The sequence below is a fragment of the Geobacillus sp. Manikaran-105 genome (assembly GCF_002809955.1).
Classification (GTDB): Bacteria; Bacillota; Bacilli; order Bacillales; family Anoxybacillaceae; genus Geobacillus; species Geobacillus thermophilus.
Genome location: NZ_PIJG01000059.1, coordinates 1 through 15,710 on the forward strand (window position 1 = coordinate 1; position 15,710 = coordinate 15,710).

The following is a 15,710-nucleotide window of genomic DNA, read 5'->3' on the forward strand; positions in this document are numbered from 1 at the left end:
TGCATTCTTGCCGTATGGCACAATGGGAGCGGCAAGCTGTCCACGACGGCATAGGCATGATGTTGGCCGCGTTTTGCTCACGACGGCGATCCATTTGATAGCGAAGCCAAGCGCCCGGCAGCGGCGGTTATACCGGGAACGTTCGAGAAACGAGCCGTTTGTAAACAAATTTCCCGTGACAAAACGATGCCACGCCCGTTCGGATGGAAAACCGAGCAACTTTCCTAAAAGATGAATCGCGATGACTACGGCGTCTTCCTGTTTGACCAAATGGCGGTTGCGGCGCTGTAGGTACATCTGAATCGATGACAGTTGGGCAGAGACAAAAAAGAAAATGGCGGCATATTGCTTTTGAATCTTGGCTCGATCTGTAGTAAGTGGAGACGAATTTATTTTATAAGGGCAAAGGACGGCACTCAACAAGGAAGGACAGGAAAAAACATGAGATTGACAGTGACCATGAGCGGACGGCAAGGGACGGTTTCCTTGCCGTTGCATTATCAGCATTTGTTGCAAGGATTATTGTACCGTTCGTTAGAGAATGAACAATTAGCCGCGTTTTTGCATGACAAAGGATTCCGTCACGGGAAACGGTCATTTAAACTCTTCACATTTAGCCGTTTATTTGGAACGCATCAAGTGAATCGAGAAAGGAAAACAATTCATTTTTTGGGGGATTTCCAATGGCATATCGACACTGTTCTCCCAGAACTGACTCAACAACTTGGGCATCGATTCTTGTTGCAGAGAGAGATTGAGCTTTACGGACAGTTGATCGAAGTGAAAAGTGTCAAAATGGAGAACATCGACATACGCGAAAACGAAATGAACATTGTCATGCTCTCTCCATTGACCGTATATAGCACATATGAAACGTTCGATGGAAGAAAGAAAACGCAATTTTTTGATCCCGATGATGAGGTGTTCCCCCACCTGATTGAATTGAATTTCCGTCATAAATATGAAGCATACTACGGTGTTCCGCCGACGGAAAGACTGTTGATCGAGCCGATTCACGTTCATCATCGTCATCGTGTGGTGACGATGTTCAAGAATATATATATTACAGGATGGCTTGGCTATTACCGCCTCTGTTCTTCGCCAGAACAGTTGACATTTTTATATCATGTTGGTCTAGGCGGCCGAAATTCACAAGGATTTGGCATGTTTCGCGTCAAAAGTGGATAAACGAGTCATGGGATTGTCGTCGACCTCCAATCGTGCAAAAATCCCGGGGGATCGACGACAATGGTTTTTGGTGGTTCAGACTTACAGCCATCGAGGTTGAAGGTTATTGACAGAATTTTTGAAATGTGGTATTCTGAAAACAGCACTAGATCGAAATGTTTGATGCGACAAGCATTTTTGGGTTTTTATCGTACCTATGAGGGATTGAAACAAGAAATCGAATTTGTTACACGCGTTATGGATTACCTGTTTTTATCGTACCTATGAGGGATTGAAACCTGTCATAACCGCTTGTGACGCTCCCGCTGTCTAAGTTTTTATCGTACCTATGAGGGATTGAAACTCATAACAATCTCCTCCTTGATTTCTTCTTGATTTGTATTCGTTTTTATCGTACCTATGAGGGATTAAAACTTATCCAACTCCCCGTCTTCCACACATATCTGAATCGCGTTTTCACCCGCGCAATTTGGTGATCTTTTCACCTCTTGTGCTGTCTTCGCTGGCAATGTGGTGATGACCCACCATCTTTCCTTGATCCTCGCCACGCGCAAAACATCTTCTTCGTTCTGTTTTTCTCGCGGCAGCTTTGTTCGATGCGCTATACTTGGATAGAAGGAGCAACATTCGCTTGCTTCTGGATGGACGTTTGTTTTTGCCTTTGTGGCAAGCAAAGGAAAGAAAGGGGAACGGTTATGCGCTGCAAGCTTCGCGATCTCGGTTTTTCCATCGGCACGCTTCCGACAGGGGAGCGCAATCAAGTCACCGATGTGCCTGGGGTGCGGGTCGGTCATGTGACGATTCGGGAAGATATGAATGAGCGGACAGTGATCCGCACTGGGGTGACGGCGGTGTTGCCGCATGAGGGCAACTCGTTTTTGGAGAAGGTGCCCGCGGCTTGTTTTGTGTTGAACGGTTTTGGGAAAACGGTCGGGTTGGTGCAGGTCGAGGAACTTGGGTTGATCGAGTCGCCGATTATGCTGACCAATACGTTCAGTGTCGGCGCTGTCTGGCAAGGGACGCTTGAGTATATGCTTGCGATGACGCCGGAAATCGGAGATACGACCGGGTCGGTCAACATTGTCGTCGGGGAATGCAATGACAGCTATTTGAATACGGCGCGGGCGCTTTCGGTGACGAAGGAGCATGCGAAAGAGGCGATTGCCGCGGCGCGCGTCGATATGGAAGAAGGGGCGATCGGCGCGGGGACGGGTATGATGTGCTTCGGCTGGAAAGGGGGCGTTGGCAGCTCGTCGCGGGTCGTGAGCAGGGGATATACGGTCGGGGCGCTGGTCGTGAGCAATTTCGGCCGGCGTGAGGAGTTGCGGTTCGTGCCGTATGTGCCGCCGTCGTTCGATGAACGGGATGTGCCGCCTGGTTCGATTATGATGATCGTCGCGACCGATGCGCCGCTTGATGCGCGGCAGTTGAAGCGGCTGGCGAAGCGGGCGGCGGTGGGGCTCGGGCGGACGGGAAGCTGCGTCCATCACGGGAGCGGCGACATTGTCATTGCGTTTTCCAATGCTTATACCATTCCCCATTTTTCGGATTCTGCTCTTCAACCGTTCCCTCCGCTCGTCCGTGATGACGCGCCGCTCATGAATGAGCTGTTCCAGGCGGCGATTGAGGCGACCGAGGAAGCGATTTGGAATTCGCTTACGATGGCCGAGACGACGACCGGGCGCAACGGGCGGGTGGGGGAGGCGATTCCGTATTCGTTGCTTCGACGGATGGGAGAATGAGCGAAAACGGCCTGAAAGGGATTCCTCTCAGGTCGTTTATTTATGATCTTGGCCGCGCTGTCAGTGGCGGATGTGAAGGCGGTGCGCCCAGGCGGCGATTTTTTCTTTCATGTCTTCACGCCATGCGCGGTCGTGGGTGGTGGATCCGACCAAAGCCCCTGTGGCGATGAGGAGTAGCCCTGACAAGGCGAAAATGGCCGAAATGGATGCGAATCCTGCGATGGCTCCCGCTGCCGTCGGACCAGCGAGGTTGCCGAGAAAGCGGGAGCTGGCTGTGACGCCGAACACGCGGCCTTGGATGCGGCGCGGGCATTGCGCGTTGATCAGCGCTTGAAGGGCAGGCCATACCCCGCCGACGACAAGCCCTTGCAAGAAGCGCCAGACGTACAATTCATAAAGATGGTCCGTCCATACTTGCGGCAAGGCGAACAAGCCGGACAGCACAAGCAGTATCGGTAATGTTTTCTCCTGCCCGATCCGGTCGCCGAGTTTCCCTAAGTACGGTGCGCCGATGATCGTCGCGATGCCTGTGATCGAGGAGGCGAGGCCGGATAGAAAGGCGAGATTGCGAGAATGGCCGACGAGCGACTGGACAAAAATCGTCATCATCGAGTTGACGCCAAGAACCGCAATTTGCACGAGAAACGTGGCGATAAATAAGACGATGAGCGGCCGGTGTCTGAATACTTCTTTGAAGCTGGCCTTGTTTTCTTTTGTCTGCGGCGCGACGGGGTCTTTGTCGAGCCAAAAGACGACAGGAAGCAATGTCGCCAAAATGCAAAACCCGGTCACGAGAAACACCGGGCGGAAGCCGAACCAATCGGATAAGGCGCCGCCGATGAGCGGCCCGATGATGTTGCCGGCGATGCTTCCCGTCTGCAGCGTCCCGAGCGCCTCGCCGCTATGGTCTTTTGGCACAACGCGGGCCAAGTATGAAAACGAGACAGTGATAAATCCAGAGAAAAAGCCGACAAGAAATCGGAGAGCAAGCAGCGCCATCGGTGAGGCGGCGAACGCCATGCAGCTGGTGATCAGCCCCATGCCAATCCCCGCGCGGATGAGGTTGGCGCGCTGGCCGTACTTGTCGGCGAACATGCCCCAAATCGGCGCCATGATGGCCGCCGACAAAAACGTCGCCGAAAAGACAAGGCCGGTCCAGACGCTCAACGAATGGTGCTCGGTGACGCCCATTTCCCACAACAGCAGCGACAAAAACGGAATGACCATCGTCATTCCCGCCGACACCATGAAATTGCACAGCCAAAGAACGCGGACGCTTCGCTTCCAGTTCATAGGAGGTCATCTCCTGTATTATTTCGTTTCTCTAATGATTTTACCACGATGGAAAAACAAAGGAAACGATTTTGCTTCCAAACGGGGAAAGCGAGAGTCAGGCCGTGCGACGGTGGGGAGCGGTGTCATTTCCCTGAACAAACACCATCCCCCTTGCCTGCCCGGCAAGGGGGTCATCTATGTCAAAGGGGGAGGGGATTAGGCGTTATTGGCTTGGGCTTCTTTCCACTTGGCTAACTCACGTTCGACTTCTTCATCAAATGGCACAGGGGACAACACGGCGTTCGTTCCGAATCGGGCAGCGGCTGCCTCGGCTTCTAACGCGATGACGCGCTCTTCCATGCGGGCGAATCCGCGCAGCGCCTCGTCGGCGGAAAAGGAGGCGAGCGCCGAGTCGATTTGCTTCAACGCTTGCGCGGCGTTAACGCGGGTAGCGAGCTCCAGCTGCTTAGCTGCGAGCTCGTCGTACCGCTCGCGCAGTTGGTTTAGACGGTTGGCGACTTCGGCTGTTTTCGCTTTGATGGCGTCGTATTGTTGTTTGTACGCCTCCAGTTTTTTCTCATACAACAGCTTGTCGCGCAAGGCGAGTTTGGCGACGGCTTCTTCGTTGCGTTCGAGCGCCAGTTTCGCTTGGCGGCTCCGTTTTTCAATCGTCGCCTCCGCTTGGGCGATGAGCGTCTCATAGCGCCGCTCGGCGACCCATTGCTGGGCGAGCGCTTGGCGCCCTCGTTCGAGCTGCTTTTCAAGTTCGCGCAAATATTGTTTCGTCATGGCGACAGGGTCTTCCCAGCGGTCGATTTGTTCGTTCACTTCAGCGAGAACGATCGTCTTCATTCGGCGAAAAATGCCCATTTGTTTGTGCCTCCTTTTGAATCGTTTTTTCCCATTCATCAAGCCAATCGGCGGAAACGGATGGCGCCGCTGGCATCAACACCTCAACAGCAGATGGTTTGCGCGCTTGGCGACGTCCCAAGGCGTACACCGCGGCCAGTGCAAGCAAAAGCAACATCCATTTCGGCAGCAACGCCGCAATTCCGAGCGCGACGAGCACCCAGCCGATCCAGCGCTTCGACCGCGCCGCAGTGAGCCATACGGCCCCGGCGGCGGCAAGCAAAAGAGGGATGAGCCACTTTAGGAACAACATCGGCATCATCCAGCCTCCACGCTGCTCCATGATGAACTCCCGATGGGGATGACTGAATCCGCCCGGCATGCCGTCAAACGGAGCGCCCGGCCGCCCGTGCGCCATCACTTCATGCGGAGCGAGAATGTGAAACAGGCTGACCCCTGCAAGGGCAACAAGGGCGAGCAGAAAAACTGCCCGAGCTTTCTTCAATCTCGTCACCTCCTTTTGTGTGGTGGACTGGCTTACGGTTTGTATTGTAGAAGGGGAAGGAGAAAATTAGGTGAAAAGCGAATGTTTTTTGAAGGGGTTTTGAGCATATCATCCATTAGGTGGGGAGCTGCGAGATGAACGGTGATGTTCGCATGACATGACGGGGGAGGAAGGAAAGACGTGGTTCGGTCGTATGGGGTTGATGTGGGCGGCGCTTTGTTGGTGTTGTGGTTTTCCTTTTTGTTTCCGACGTTTTATGTTGGATATTATGCGTACGGCTCGTTTTTGGGGTTTGCCATCGGTTCGTTGATCGTCGGCCTGGCGAGAATTCGATGGCATCCGCAGGCGCGGTTCGGCGGTACTCTGATCGGTTCGTTCCTCATCATCGCGGTGTCTGTCCTCATCATCCGCCTGTTTCCGATCGAAATCCGCGATGTCGGAGACTTGGTTATGCAGTATATCAACGCGGTTGTGAATGCGTTGATATATTTGGCATTCTCCACGCCCTCCACCTGTTGCATCGCCTGAAGCAGGGCGACGTTCCGTTTGCGAAAAAACGCTGAAGCGGCTCATAACGCCTGTCTCACCGTTCAAGAATCATTAGTTGAAATGTGAGGAAGAACATGAAAAACTGTTCTCCATCATTGTCCCTTGCATCAGAGAGAAATCATGAAAGAATGATAACGATGGCAAGGGTCGATAGAAAAAAACAAGCTTCTGAAGCAATTACGCTTCAGAAGCTTGTTCGACGGCCGTGGCAAATTGGCGGCGATGTTGGATAGTCAAATAAACGAGTGTTCCCATCATCATGGCAACAACAAATAGCAGCAGCTTGCTGAGGTTTTCCCACATAAACGAGAAATCACCGCTTGAGATGACCGCTTTCAATCCGAAAACCGAATACGTCATCGGAAGCCATGCGTTAAAGTGTTGCAACGAGCGTGGAATCAGTTCGAGCGGGAATGTTCCCGCGCTTGTTGTCAATTGCAAAATCAGCACGACAATCGCGATAAATCTTCCTGGATCGCCGAACACGGTAACAAGAAATTGAATGACAGATAAAAATGTGATGCTAGTGACAATGCTAAACACGATAAAGAGCGGGACGCTTTTTACGTGTAAATCGAGTCCAACCAGCAACACGACATCCGCCAGCAGTGCTTGCAAAATCCCAACGCCGATCAAGACGCCGAATTTAGCCAAAAACCAATGCAATGGCGAACGTGGAACCCCTGCTGGTTCGCGAAGCGGAAAGACGATGGAAAGCAACAGCGCACCCACAAACAATCCGAGTGACAAGAAGTACGGCGTAAACCCTGTTCCGTAGTTCGGCACTTTATTGATTTCTTCCTTGTGGAGATTCACTGGTTGGGCAAACATGTCGTAGACAGCCTCATTGGCCTTGACATCGCTTGCTTGTTCGGCTCCTTCTTTCAACTTATTCGCCAATTCTTTTGAGCCGTCTGTCAGTTGGTTGACACCATCTTGCAAATGTTTTGTCCCGTTCGTTAATTCCTTCGTTCCAGCCGCTACTTGTTGTGAACCGTTTGCCAACCGACGCGTGCCATCTTGAAGCTGATCTGCTCCTTGAGCCAATGTTTGCAGGCCTGAAGAAAGTGTTCCACTGCCATGGGCAAGCTGGCTTGCTCCTTGTGCAGCTTCTTGCATTTTGTCATACATTGTTTTCATGCCGCTGACGAGTTGTTCTTGACCATTCGCCAGTGCGTCTGCGCCATTGACAAGTTGTTGTTGACCGGCAAGCAGTTTGTCGATTCCGCGATCGAGAGCGATATGCCCTTCGTGCAGCTTTTTCGCCCCGCTGTTTAACGACGCTGCTCCTGATTGTAATGCTTTGGCTCCATCGTTTAACTGCGCAATGCCGTTTTCGACTTGTTTGCTTCCGAATGATAATTCCCCAACATTTTCCTTTAGCTGCTCATACACCGCCTTTTGTGTCGGATCGGGGGTTTGAGCAATGAGTGCATCAAGCTGCGCCGCTAACTGTTCAAGCCCGCCTGTTACTTGGGTCGCCCCTGTTTGAACCCGAGCCGCCCCTTGTTGCCATTGCGCAAGCGACGATGCTAGCTTTTCGGCTCCCCCGCTTAATTGTTCCGAACCCTGCAAAAGCTGCGGAGTGCGGGCGTCGAGCGCTTGCATCCCCTCATATACGCGTCTTGTCCCTGAAGCAAGATTCGCTGTTCCTTGTTGAGCCTGCTTGGCTCCGGAGAGGAGTTTCTCTTGCCCAGTGGTCATTTGTTTCATCCCGTTGTAAAGCGTTTCGATTCCGGTTTGAACTTGCAATGAGCCACTGGCAGCTTGGTGCAGTCCGTCAGTAAAGCTCACGGATTTTTCCGCGAGTGTCGCTAAATGGTGATATAACGTTTCACTTCCGTCTTGTGCTTTTTTCATGCCATCATACAGTCGGTTTGTTCCGTTTTGTGCTTGGCTGAGTCCGTCATGCAGTCGTGCGGCTCCGTCGCTCGCTTTTGTCAATCCGTCAGCGACGGTTTGAATCGTATCAAACATGCTTTCGGCATATGTTTCTGTTATGGCGTTCGCTACTTCGTTTTTTATTTTTTCAACTGCAGTTTGACCGATTTGTGCCGATAGAAAGTTAAATCCCTCATTCGGTTTGTAAATGAGCTCCAGTTTTTTCGGATGATCGTCTTGCAGCGTTGTCGCATTCCGGGAAAAATCGTCAGGGATTTGAATGAGCATATAATATTTTTGTTCTTTTAACCCTTTTTCCCCTTCATGTTCGGTTACAAAATGCCAGTCAAACTGTTTGTTCTCTTTTAACTTCTCGACGAGATCTTTTCCAAGATGAATCTCCTTTCCGTCGAGCATTGCCCCTTTGTCTTGGTTGACTACAGCGACGGGAAGTTCATCCAAATGATTGTATGGATCCCAAAATGCCCATAGAAACATGCCGCTGTATAGAAGAGGGATGAATAATACAGCTATGACAGGAATCAGTACTTTGCGGTTGGTCAGAATGGCCTTCCATTCTTTCAACCATAATTGAAATGCGTGCATGCCCGAACCTCCTTTGTTTATAATTATGACTGATTTGTCCATTTAGTCATTTTTAGCCCAAAAAGTGAAGGATTATCATGGAGACAATCCTTTCAGCAAATACAGATCAAACAGTTCGGCAATGGTTTGTTGAGACAATGGTTCGTGCTCTTTTTCCCATTCAATGCTTAGTGCGATGTACATTTTAAACATGAAAAATGCCGTCAACTCAGGATCGCAAGGGCGAATTTCTCCTTTTGCCATCGCTTCTTCAATTTTTTCGCGAATATAGGCAATCATTTCGCGATCAAGGCGTTTCATCACCTCTCGTACAGCTGCGGTGCCAATATCGCGAACTTCCTGCAAAAGTTTGATGGTTAATTCATGTTCCTGGCGGAACGTAAAAATACGTTGCAAGGCGCGTTGGACGTTTTCGCTGAACGGCAAACGATCATCCATAGCCGCATCTGCTTCATGCTTAATTTCGGATATAACAGAGGAAACGATATGGTCAAGCAACTCTTCTTTGCTTTTGAAAAATGTATAAATCGTTCCTTTGCCGACATTAGCCATCTTCGCTACTTGATCCATTGTCGTTGCTTTGTAGCCGAACAGCGAAAATGATTGAGTGGCGGCATCAATAATTTGTTGTTTTTTATCCGACATGGGCATTCATCCTTTGTTTTGACTAAATGGACGATTTGGTCATCACGTTTTAAATCATAACATGAATACGTTCGATTCGCAACAGCAATATTTATGTTTCGTTTTTCTCACTCGACGGCGCGTTCTGTTGGGGGAAGGAAGCCTTGGCCTTGCTGTTTTGTCCCCCGGATTTAGCAAGGAAGACGAACAAGAAATTCGGTTCCTTCCCCGATTTGACTATGGACGTGGATCGCGCCGCCGTGGGCGTCGACGATCCATTTGGCGATCGACAGCCCGAGGCCGTGGCCGCCTTGTTGGCGCGAGCGCGCTTTGTCGACGCGGTAAAAGCGGTCGAAAATGCGGCCGATGTCTTCCGGCGGGATGCCGATGCCGGTGTCTTTGACGGAAAGGAACACGTGCTTTGGCTCGGTGCGGATCGACAGCGTCACCTCGCCGCCTTCGGGGGTGTATTTGATCGCGTTGTCGAGCAAAATGTACAACAGCTGCGTCAATTTGTCCGGGTCAGCGGTGACGAGCGCTTGCTCGGGAGCGTGAAAATGCATCGTAATCTGTTTTTTCGCCGCCAGTTCCGACATGAGCTGGAACGTGCGCTCGGCGTGCGGGCGGAAATCGAACGTTTGTTTTGAAAGCTCCAGCGCGGCGTGTTTCGCATCCGCGCGGGCGAGCGTCAACAAGTCGTTCATCAGTTTCGTGATTCGCTTCAATTCGTCACGCAGGCGGTCGAGCAGGCGGCGGGCAAAGTCGTTTTTCATCACATCCTCCTCAAGCGAAAGCGCCTCGACGGACGAGAAGACGACGCTGAGCGGCGTCCGCAGCTCATGAGAGGCGTCGGCGACGAACTGGCGCTGCCGCTCGTACGCTTCTTCAATCGGTGCGAGCGCGCGCTTGGACATAAAGAAGCTGAGCGCCACGCCGACGGCAAGAAACAGCACCGATAAGCCGATGAGCACAATGAGCAGCCAATGGAACACGCCGAAAAACGACGTGACGTCCATGCCGATATACAGCATGCCCACGAAATCGCCGTGGATGACGAGCGGACGGGCGGCAGCGAGCACGCGCCAGTCGCGGGCCGCTTCGCGCGCGAGGCCGGGCATATGTTCCGGCAAAGAGACGCTCATGTAGACGGGAGCGCGCTCATTTGCCTTGAGATGGGACAAGGCGTTTAAAAAATACGGACGCAGGCGCGGGTGGACTTCATCCCCGGCGAGCAGGCCCCCGTCCGGGCCGATGACGTAAAAAAAGAGTTGGTCTTCGCTTAACAAAATGACATTTTCATCATCAAACAAGTCGAAATTGCTTTGCTTGAGCAGCACTTGTTCGATCGTATTCGCCTCTTGCTCGGCGAGGCGGCTGATGCGCCGCTCTTGATCAGAGGTAGCGATCCAGTAAAACAAGGCCGCGGCGATCATGACAAACAAGGCGAGAAACAACGTGAAAATGCCGCTGTAGAGCGCCGTCAGCCGCCAATGGGCGCGGCGGAACAAGTCGGCGCTTCCTAGGCGGCGCAGCCAGTCGCGCCATTCCCTCCAGTTATTTTTCAATTTTATACCCCACTCCTCGAACGGTTTGGATGACATCGTCTTTCAACTTTTTGCGCAATAGCTTGATTGTCGCGTCGATCGTTTTCATTGACACATCGGCATCCCACCCCCAAACGCGGTCCAATATCGTTTCGCGCGGCACGACTTGCCCTTGGTTTTGCACGAGCAAATCGAGAAGCTGAAACTCGCGTGGAGTGAGGAAAATCTCTTCATCGCCGCGATGGAGAGTATGGCTTGTCCGGTTTAAGGTGAAGCTGTGAAACGCCACTTTTTCCTCTTGAAGCGGGACGAACGTCCGCCGGGCGAGCGCCTTGAGCCGCGCGACGAGCTCGTCGATTTCAAACGGTTTGACCAAGTAATCGTCCGCTCCCGCCTCAAGCCCGGTGACGCGGTCGTGGACGGCGTCTTTCGCCGTCAGCATCAAAATCGCGCCTGTGTAGCCGTTTTGCCTCAACCGTCGACAAATGTCCACCCCATCGCCGTTTGGAAGCATCCAATCGAGCACGACGACATCGTAAAACTCCGCCATGGCGTAATCGTACGCATCTTCCCCTTCCTGCACCCAATCGATATGGTCGATGCCTTTCTTTTTCAATAAGTGAACGATCAGCTCCCCTAGGTGAAGATCGTCCTCGGCCAGCAAAATTTTCATCGCCATTCCTCCCGTTCTGTCTCTCTTCCTTCTTAATCATATCAAATCGTTCGTGAAAAAACGGTGAAAACGCAGCCCATTCGCCGCGCAGAAGGCTGTTCTCTCAAAAAGAATTTTCACCATTTTTTCACCTTCCTTGGCTATCATGATGGACGAAGAGGAAAAGGAGGCAAACGGCGATGAGGAAAATGAGGAATTTGCATCTTTGGATTGGGCTGATCAGTTCGATCTTTTTGCTTGTTGAGGCGGTGACGGGGCTCCTTCTATCCGAGCCGTGGCTGATCGGCCAGGCGGAGCGCGGCGAGATGCACCGCGCCGCGCAGGAAAGAATGAACGCGTTCGGGGCGGGGCAGACGTCGGGAGCGGGGGCATCTACGGCCCCGATGGCACCGCGCGCCGAGGGAGGCGGATCGTCGCTCATGATGTTCGTCCGCCAGCTGCACGAAGGGAGAATCGGTTCGCTTGACATCCGCTGGGCGGTTGATGTCGCGGCGGTGGCGATGATCATTTTGACCGCGACGGGGATTTTCCTGTCGATCCGCACGCTCGCGGCGGGACGGAGGCGGAAGCAGAAGCGGATGACGCCAGCGCCGGAGACGACATAACGGATGCAGGGAGGGATGAAACGATGCATCAGAACAACCGAAAGAAACAGCGACGCTGGTCTTCTCTTTATGCAAGGCCGATCGATGTCGGTGGCATCGTCGTATGTCGCCCGCCATTTCACTGCTTGGCGGCCATTCGCTCGAAGATGCTGCATATTCCATCATGGATCATGAAGGAGGAGATGACCCATGGACATGATGCCATTTGAACCAACCCCAACGCCAGAACCGAAACGCCGCGGCCGCTTCGTATCGTGGCTCGCCGCTTCCATCGCAGGGGCGGTGATTGGGAGCGCGGCGACGTGGTATGTGGCGCCGAAATGGATGCATGAAGAAACGAATTCCCAAACGGAAACAGCGGAAACGACCGCAAAAAGCGAGGCGCTGCCGCTGCAGCCGACGGCGAACGTCAACACGAACATGATCGCTGCCATTAATAAAGTGGCCGATGCGGTCGTCGGCGTCGTCAACATTCAAAAGCAAGTCGACTTTTTCTCTGATCAAGCGCAAGATACCGAAGCGGGAACGGGGTCGGGCGTCATCTTTAAAAAAGACGGCGATGCGGCCTACATTGTGACGAACAACCATGTCATTGAAGGGGCGAACAAAGTCGAAGTGGCGCTCGCGAACGGGAAAAAAGTGAAAGCCGAGATCGTCGGCGCGGATGCACTCACCGACCTCGCCGTCTTGAAAATCCCTGCTGAAGGGGCGACGAAAGTGGCGAGCTTCGGCGACTCGTCGAAGGTGAAAATCGGCGAGCCTGTCGCGGCGATCGGCAACCCGCTCGGCCTTGATTTGTCGCGGACGGTGACGGAAGGGATCGTCAGCGGCAAACGGACGATGCCCGTCTCAACGTCAGCGGGGGATTGGGAAATCGACGTCATCCAAACGGACGCCGCGATCAACCCGGGCAACAGCGGTGGGGCGCTCATCAACAGCGCGGGGCAAGTGATCGGCATCAACAGCATGAAAATCGCGGAAACGGGCGTCGAAGGGCTCGGCTTTGCCATCCCGAGCGAAAACGTCAAACCGATCGTCGAGCAGCTGATGAAAGATGGGAAAATCAAACGCCCGTACCTTGGCGTCCAGCTTGTCGATGTGGCGGATTTGTCCGATGATGTCCGCACGAATGAATTGAAATTGCCGTCGAACATCACAAGCGGGGCGGCCGTCACGTCCGTCGAACCGTTCTCCCCAGCCGCCGAGGCCGGATTGAAATCGAAAGACGTCATCACGGCGATCAACGGGGAGAAAATCGACAGCGTCAGCGCGTTGCGCAACTATTTGTATACGAAAACAGCGGTCGGTGATCGCATCAAACTGACGATCTATCGCGACGGGTTTGAGACGACTGTATCGGTCACCTTAAAAGCGAGAGACAGCAGCCAGTCGTAAGAAGACATCGCCTCTTTTCAGCCGAAGCGGCTGGAAAGAGGCGATGTTCATTTTCGTGTGCGGCGCTTGCTCATGATGCTGGAGTATAAAGCGAAATGAGACGGCTGTACGTTGATTCCGTGTCGTCAGCACTTTTTGTATCGAGTCTGCTCATATTGCGAGAGCTGGCAGGACGACGTGCAGCCGTTGCATGTCCGAGAGTGGGTGCGCCCGCAATACAGGGGGCCCCATGATCCGAATCATCACTTCGCTCGGAATGATGTTGGAGGAAGGGCTTCGTTTGCTGTTGTCACAAGGACCGAATTCCTTGGCTAGAATAGGCGTGCCTACTACGAGCCACAAGGACGTTCGTGCCTCATATGTACAACAGCGAAGTCTCACGAAGGGATCTCAGTTGTCCATGGAGATGAGTAAGTTTGCTCACCTACGGTTTCAATTGGGCAACGACTCTCGGAAGCGGCTGCACCACCATAATTTGATTTTCCTGATGCTCCATTCGGTTTCTGTTGTTTGAAGCGCATGAACACGCCAATACATGGGCGGATGGGGCATAAACTGGAATTCCAAAAATCTAAAAAACCAAGAATCTCTTTCTAAGGAAGAGATTTTTTTGTCCTTTTTATTTGCTTCTTGCTCGTTTTTAAAATCAATGTGGTATCCTACAGACTTTTCCAATGCTCGATCTTGATATTCACACAGGATCGTCAAACTGTTAGCCATTTGAGCATTCCCACCGTCCAACAGCGTTGCTCCTAAATGATCTGCCCGGACTTCCATCCACTGTGTGAATAGAGATTGGAAAGCAGGAAGCAGAAAAATCAAGAGCCATAGGCCGAGAAAAACAAAGATTTGATTATGTTCTAGCCAATTTGGAAAGGCTTCATGGATAAGGAAAACACCAGCAAAAACTAACCCGATCAACGCAAATCGCAATAACTGTCCTATCAAGACATCTCGCTTTTTCACATGAATCGCCTCATGAGCCAAAATGCCTTCAATGGCTTCATGGGGAAGTTTCATCGTTTCTGAAGTTAACGCTACCAATGATCGACCAATATTCGCACCTATCGCAAAACCGTTATATTCGGCCGATTCCGTAACATAAATATCAACATGAGAAAGGCCGGCACGTGAAAAGACTTTCTCGATGATGGGCAGCAAATCGGGATCGTCTATTTTCCTCATATCTAAAGCGATTTTCAATACGCGATCCGAAATCCATAGATTGAATATCCAAAATAGTATAATAACAGCGGTTGTTGCGATCGGCCCGATCCCCAGCAAAGTAAACAGTGTGAGAAGGGCTGCATAAGCTCCCACCCCTTTCACCGTTGCTGCAAAATACCATTTTCCTAAAAGTCGTTTCCAATTTTTCGGATGATAAAAAGGCTTTACTTCGAACTCTTCCATTTTATGTATTTCTCCTTTAAGGAGAAAATCCATCGATTCTAATGGATCAGGGGTGAGATAAACTTTTTCACCGGAAAAAGATAACTTCCACGTTTTCCCCATGCTGGTCGTATAGTCCATATTAGGAGAGAACAAAGAAAAAAGCTGGAATAGTTGCAACACATCCGGCCTTGTCTGAACGCTTACTTCTGAAAGTTCCTTCAATGGATATTTTTTGGTTTCAAACAAAGATACAGCATATAATGCTTCTTCGTGTTCTGCGTAAAAAAGGCGGAGAGAGCGAAGCAGTCCCACTCTTTTTGTCAGCCCAACAAAAAGAGAGATGAAGCTATATAAAAGGATGAACGTAATCGCGGAATTCGGCCCGAAAAGGAAATAAAGAACAGCAATGACGATGAAAAATCCGGAAAATAACAAATCCGCTAATAGGCGCTCTTTATTTTTAGACAAGACTATTTCTCTCGCACCTTGTTCTTTTAGTTGATCGATGATCTCTTTCAATTGGGTTTTGCTTCTTTCCGGTACCGGAGAGCTAAAAAAGCTAAATCCAAATATAAAAAAAATGGGCACCGTTTTTATAAACCCTTGATCTAAGAACACATAGACGATCCATCCGATTCCGAGTATCGCAGTGAGGATATGTACATATAAAGAAGGACACCATTTTTTAAAAAAGTATGCCAAGAAACCGAGAAAAAAGCCGACTGCAGCAGTCCAAATCGATATAGTCACATCTGGCATCTGTTGCTCCCCCTGTCTAGTTGAAGGTATTGTCAAAAGTTTATCCTCCACACTCACGGTTTTCCCTTGAGTTTCAACGGTTGGAAGAAAAAAAGCTTGCCACCCCCGTTGTTTTCGGCCATC

General features: G+C 51.4%; 13 protein-coding genes and 2 pseudogenes. 6 read left to right on the top strand and 9 right to left on the bottom strand.

Features of this window, described 5'->3' with window-relative positions:
* Positions 1-393 (bottom strand): annotated as a pseudogene (locus CV945_RS14620) (IS982 family transposase); the annotation flags it as partial.
* A gap of 48 nt (positions 394-441) precedes the next feature.
* Between CV945_RS14620 and cas6 the strand changes: the two are divergent.
* Entirely contained in the window at positions 442-1,188 is a 747-nt protein-coding gene (gene cas6, locus CV945_RS14625; protein ID WP_100660045.1) for a CRISPR-associated endoribonuclease Cas6, read from the top strand.
* A 695-nt stretch (positions 1,189-1,883) separates the two neighbouring features.
* Positions 1,884-2,930 carry a DmpA family aminopeptidase gene (locus CV945_RS14630; protein WP_100660046.1) on the top strand — a complete coding sequence of 349 codons (1,047 nt, stop codon included), beginning with the start codon at positions 1,884-1,886 and terminating at the stop codon, positions 2,928-2,930.
* A 60-nt stretch (positions 2,931-2,990) separates the two neighbouring features.
* Here CV945_RS14630 and CV945_RS14635 read toward each other — a convergent pair whose 3' ends face one another.
* From CV945_RS14635 to CV945_RS14645, 3 genes are all read right to left on the bottom strand, one after another.
* On the bottom strand, positions 2,991-4,223 hold the full coding sequence (locus CV945_RS14635) for an MFS transporter (protein ID WP_100660047.1): 1,233 nt from the start codon (positions 4,221-4,223) through the stop codon (positions 2,991-2,993).
* Positions 4,224-4,421: 198 nt separating this feature from the next.
* Complete coding sequence (locus CV945_RS14640; protein ID WP_100660048.1) at positions 4,422-5,075, bottom strand: PspA/IM30 family protein; 654 nt, start codon at positions 5,073-5,075, stop codon at positions 4,422-4,424.
* Complete coding sequence (locus CV945_RS14645; protein ID WP_100660049.1) at positions 5,035-5,559, bottom strand: hypothetical protein; 525 nt, start codon at positions 5,557-5,559, stop codon at positions 5,035-5,037. The genes CV945_RS14640 and CV945_RS14645 overlap by 41 nt, the downstream gene beginning before the upstream one ends.
* A 180-nt stretch (positions 5,560-5,739) precedes the next feature.
* On the opposite strand from CV945_RS14645, the gene CV945_RS14650 reads away from it, so the two are divergent.
* Positions 5,740-6,087 carry a hypothetical protein gene (locus CV945_RS14650; protein WP_033024617.1) on the top strand — a complete coding sequence of 116 codons (348 nt, stop codon included), beginning with the start codon at positions 5,740-5,742 and terminating at the stop codon, positions 6,085-6,087.
* Between the two features lie 198 nt (positions 6,088-6,285).
* Here the strand turns inward: CV945_RS14650 and CV945_RS14655 are convergent, their stop codons facing one another.
* From CV945_RS14655 to CV945_RS14670, 4 genes are all read right to left on the bottom strand, one after another.
* Positions 6,286-8,595, bottom strand: coding sequence for a YhgE/Pip domain-containing protein (locus tag CV945_RS14655; protein WP_100660050.1), 2,310 nt, complete (start codon positions 8,593-8,595; stop codon positions 6,286-6,288).
* A gap of 75 nt (positions 8,596-8,670) precedes the next feature.
* Positions 8,671-9,240: a TetR/AcrR family transcriptional regulator gene (locus tag CV945_RS14660; RefSeq protein WP_033005204.1), complete on the bottom strand. Its 570-nt coding sequence runs from the start codon at positions 9,238-9,240 to the stop codon at positions 8,671-8,673.
* Positions 9,241-9,410: 170 nt separating this feature from the next.
* Positions 9,411-10,784 (bottom strand): sensor histidine kinase, encoded by a 1,374-nt coding sequence (locus CV945_RS14665; protein WP_100660051.1) that lies wholly within the window; start codon positions 10,782-10,784, stop codon positions 9,411-9,413.
* Positions 10,774-11,436, bottom strand: coding sequence for a response regulator transcription factor (locus CV945_RS14670; RefSeq protein WP_100660053.1), 663 nt, complete (start codon positions 11,434-11,436; stop codon positions 10,774-10,776). The genes CV945_RS14665 and CV945_RS14670 overlap by 11 nt, the downstream gene beginning before the upstream one ends.
* A gap of 167 nt (positions 11,437-11,603) precedes the next feature.
* Here CV945_RS14670 and CV945_RS14675 point away from each other — a divergent pair.
* From CV945_RS14675 to CV945_RS14685, 3 genes and pseudogenes are all read left to right on the top strand, one after another.
* A pseudogene (locus CV945_RS14675) lies at positions 11,604-12,041 on the top strand (PepSY-associated TM helix domain-containing protein); the annotation flags it as partial.
* Between the two features lie 23 nt (positions 12,042-12,064).
* Positions 12,065-12,250 carry a hypothetical protein gene (locus CV945_RS14680; protein WP_075261516.1) on the top strand — a complete coding sequence of 62 codons (186 nt, stop codon included), beginning with the start codon at positions 12,065-12,067 and terminating at the stop codon, positions 12,248-12,250.
* Entirely contained in the window at positions 12,231-13,436 is a 1,206-nt protein-coding gene (locus tag CV945_RS14685) for a S1C family serine protease (protein ID WP_100660052.1), read from the top strand. The genes CV945_RS14680 and CV945_RS14685 overlap by 20 nt, the downstream gene beginning before the upstream one ends.
* 432 nt (positions 13,437-13,868) lie before the next feature.
* On the opposite strand, the gene CV945_RS14690 is transcribed toward CV945_RS14685, so the two are convergent.
* On the bottom strand, positions 13,869-15,710 hold a 1,842-nt coding region (locus CV945_RS14690), incomplete at its 5' end, for a M56 family metallopeptidase (RefSeq protein ID WP_369827748.1).

Excerpts from the sequence above, each read along its gene's own strand:
- CV945_RS14655 (WP_100660050.1), bottom strand. The coding sequence starts at position 8,595 with ATGCACGCATTTCAATTATGGTTGAAAGAATGGAAGGCCATTCTGACC.
- CV945_RS14640 (WP_100660048.1), bottom strand. The coding sequence starts at position 5,075 with ATGGGCATTTTTCGCCGAATGAAGACGATCGTTCTCGCTGAAGTGAAC.
- CV945_RS14635 (WP_100660047.1), bottom strand. The coding sequence starts at position 4,223 with ATGAACTGGAAGCGAAGCGTCCGCGTTCTTTGGCTGTGCAATTTCATG.
- CV945_RS14660 (WP_033005204.1), bottom strand. The coding sequence starts at position 9,240 with ATGTCGGATAAAAAACAACAAATTATTGATGCCGCCACTCAATCATTT.
- cas6 (WP_100660045.1), top strand. The coding sequence starts at position 442 with ATGAGATTGACAGTGACCATGAGCGGACGGCAAGGGACGGTTTCCTTG.
- CV945_RS14630 (WP_100660046.1), top strand. The coding sequence starts at position 1,884 with ATGCGCTGCAAGCTTCGCGATCTCGGTTTTTCCATCGGCACGCTTCCG.
- CV945_RS14685 (WP_100660052.1), top strand. The coding sequence starts at position 12,231 with ATGGACATGATGCCATTTGAACCAACCCCAACGCCAGAACCGAAACGC.
- CV945_RS14670 (WP_100660053.1), bottom strand. The coding sequence starts at position 11,436 with ATGAAAATTTTGCTGGCCGAGGACGATCTTCACCTAGGGGAGCTGATC.
- CV945_RS14680 (WP_075261516.1), top strand. The coding sequence starts at position 12,065 with ATGCATCAGAACAACCGAAAGAAACAGCGACGCTGGTCTTCTCTTTAT.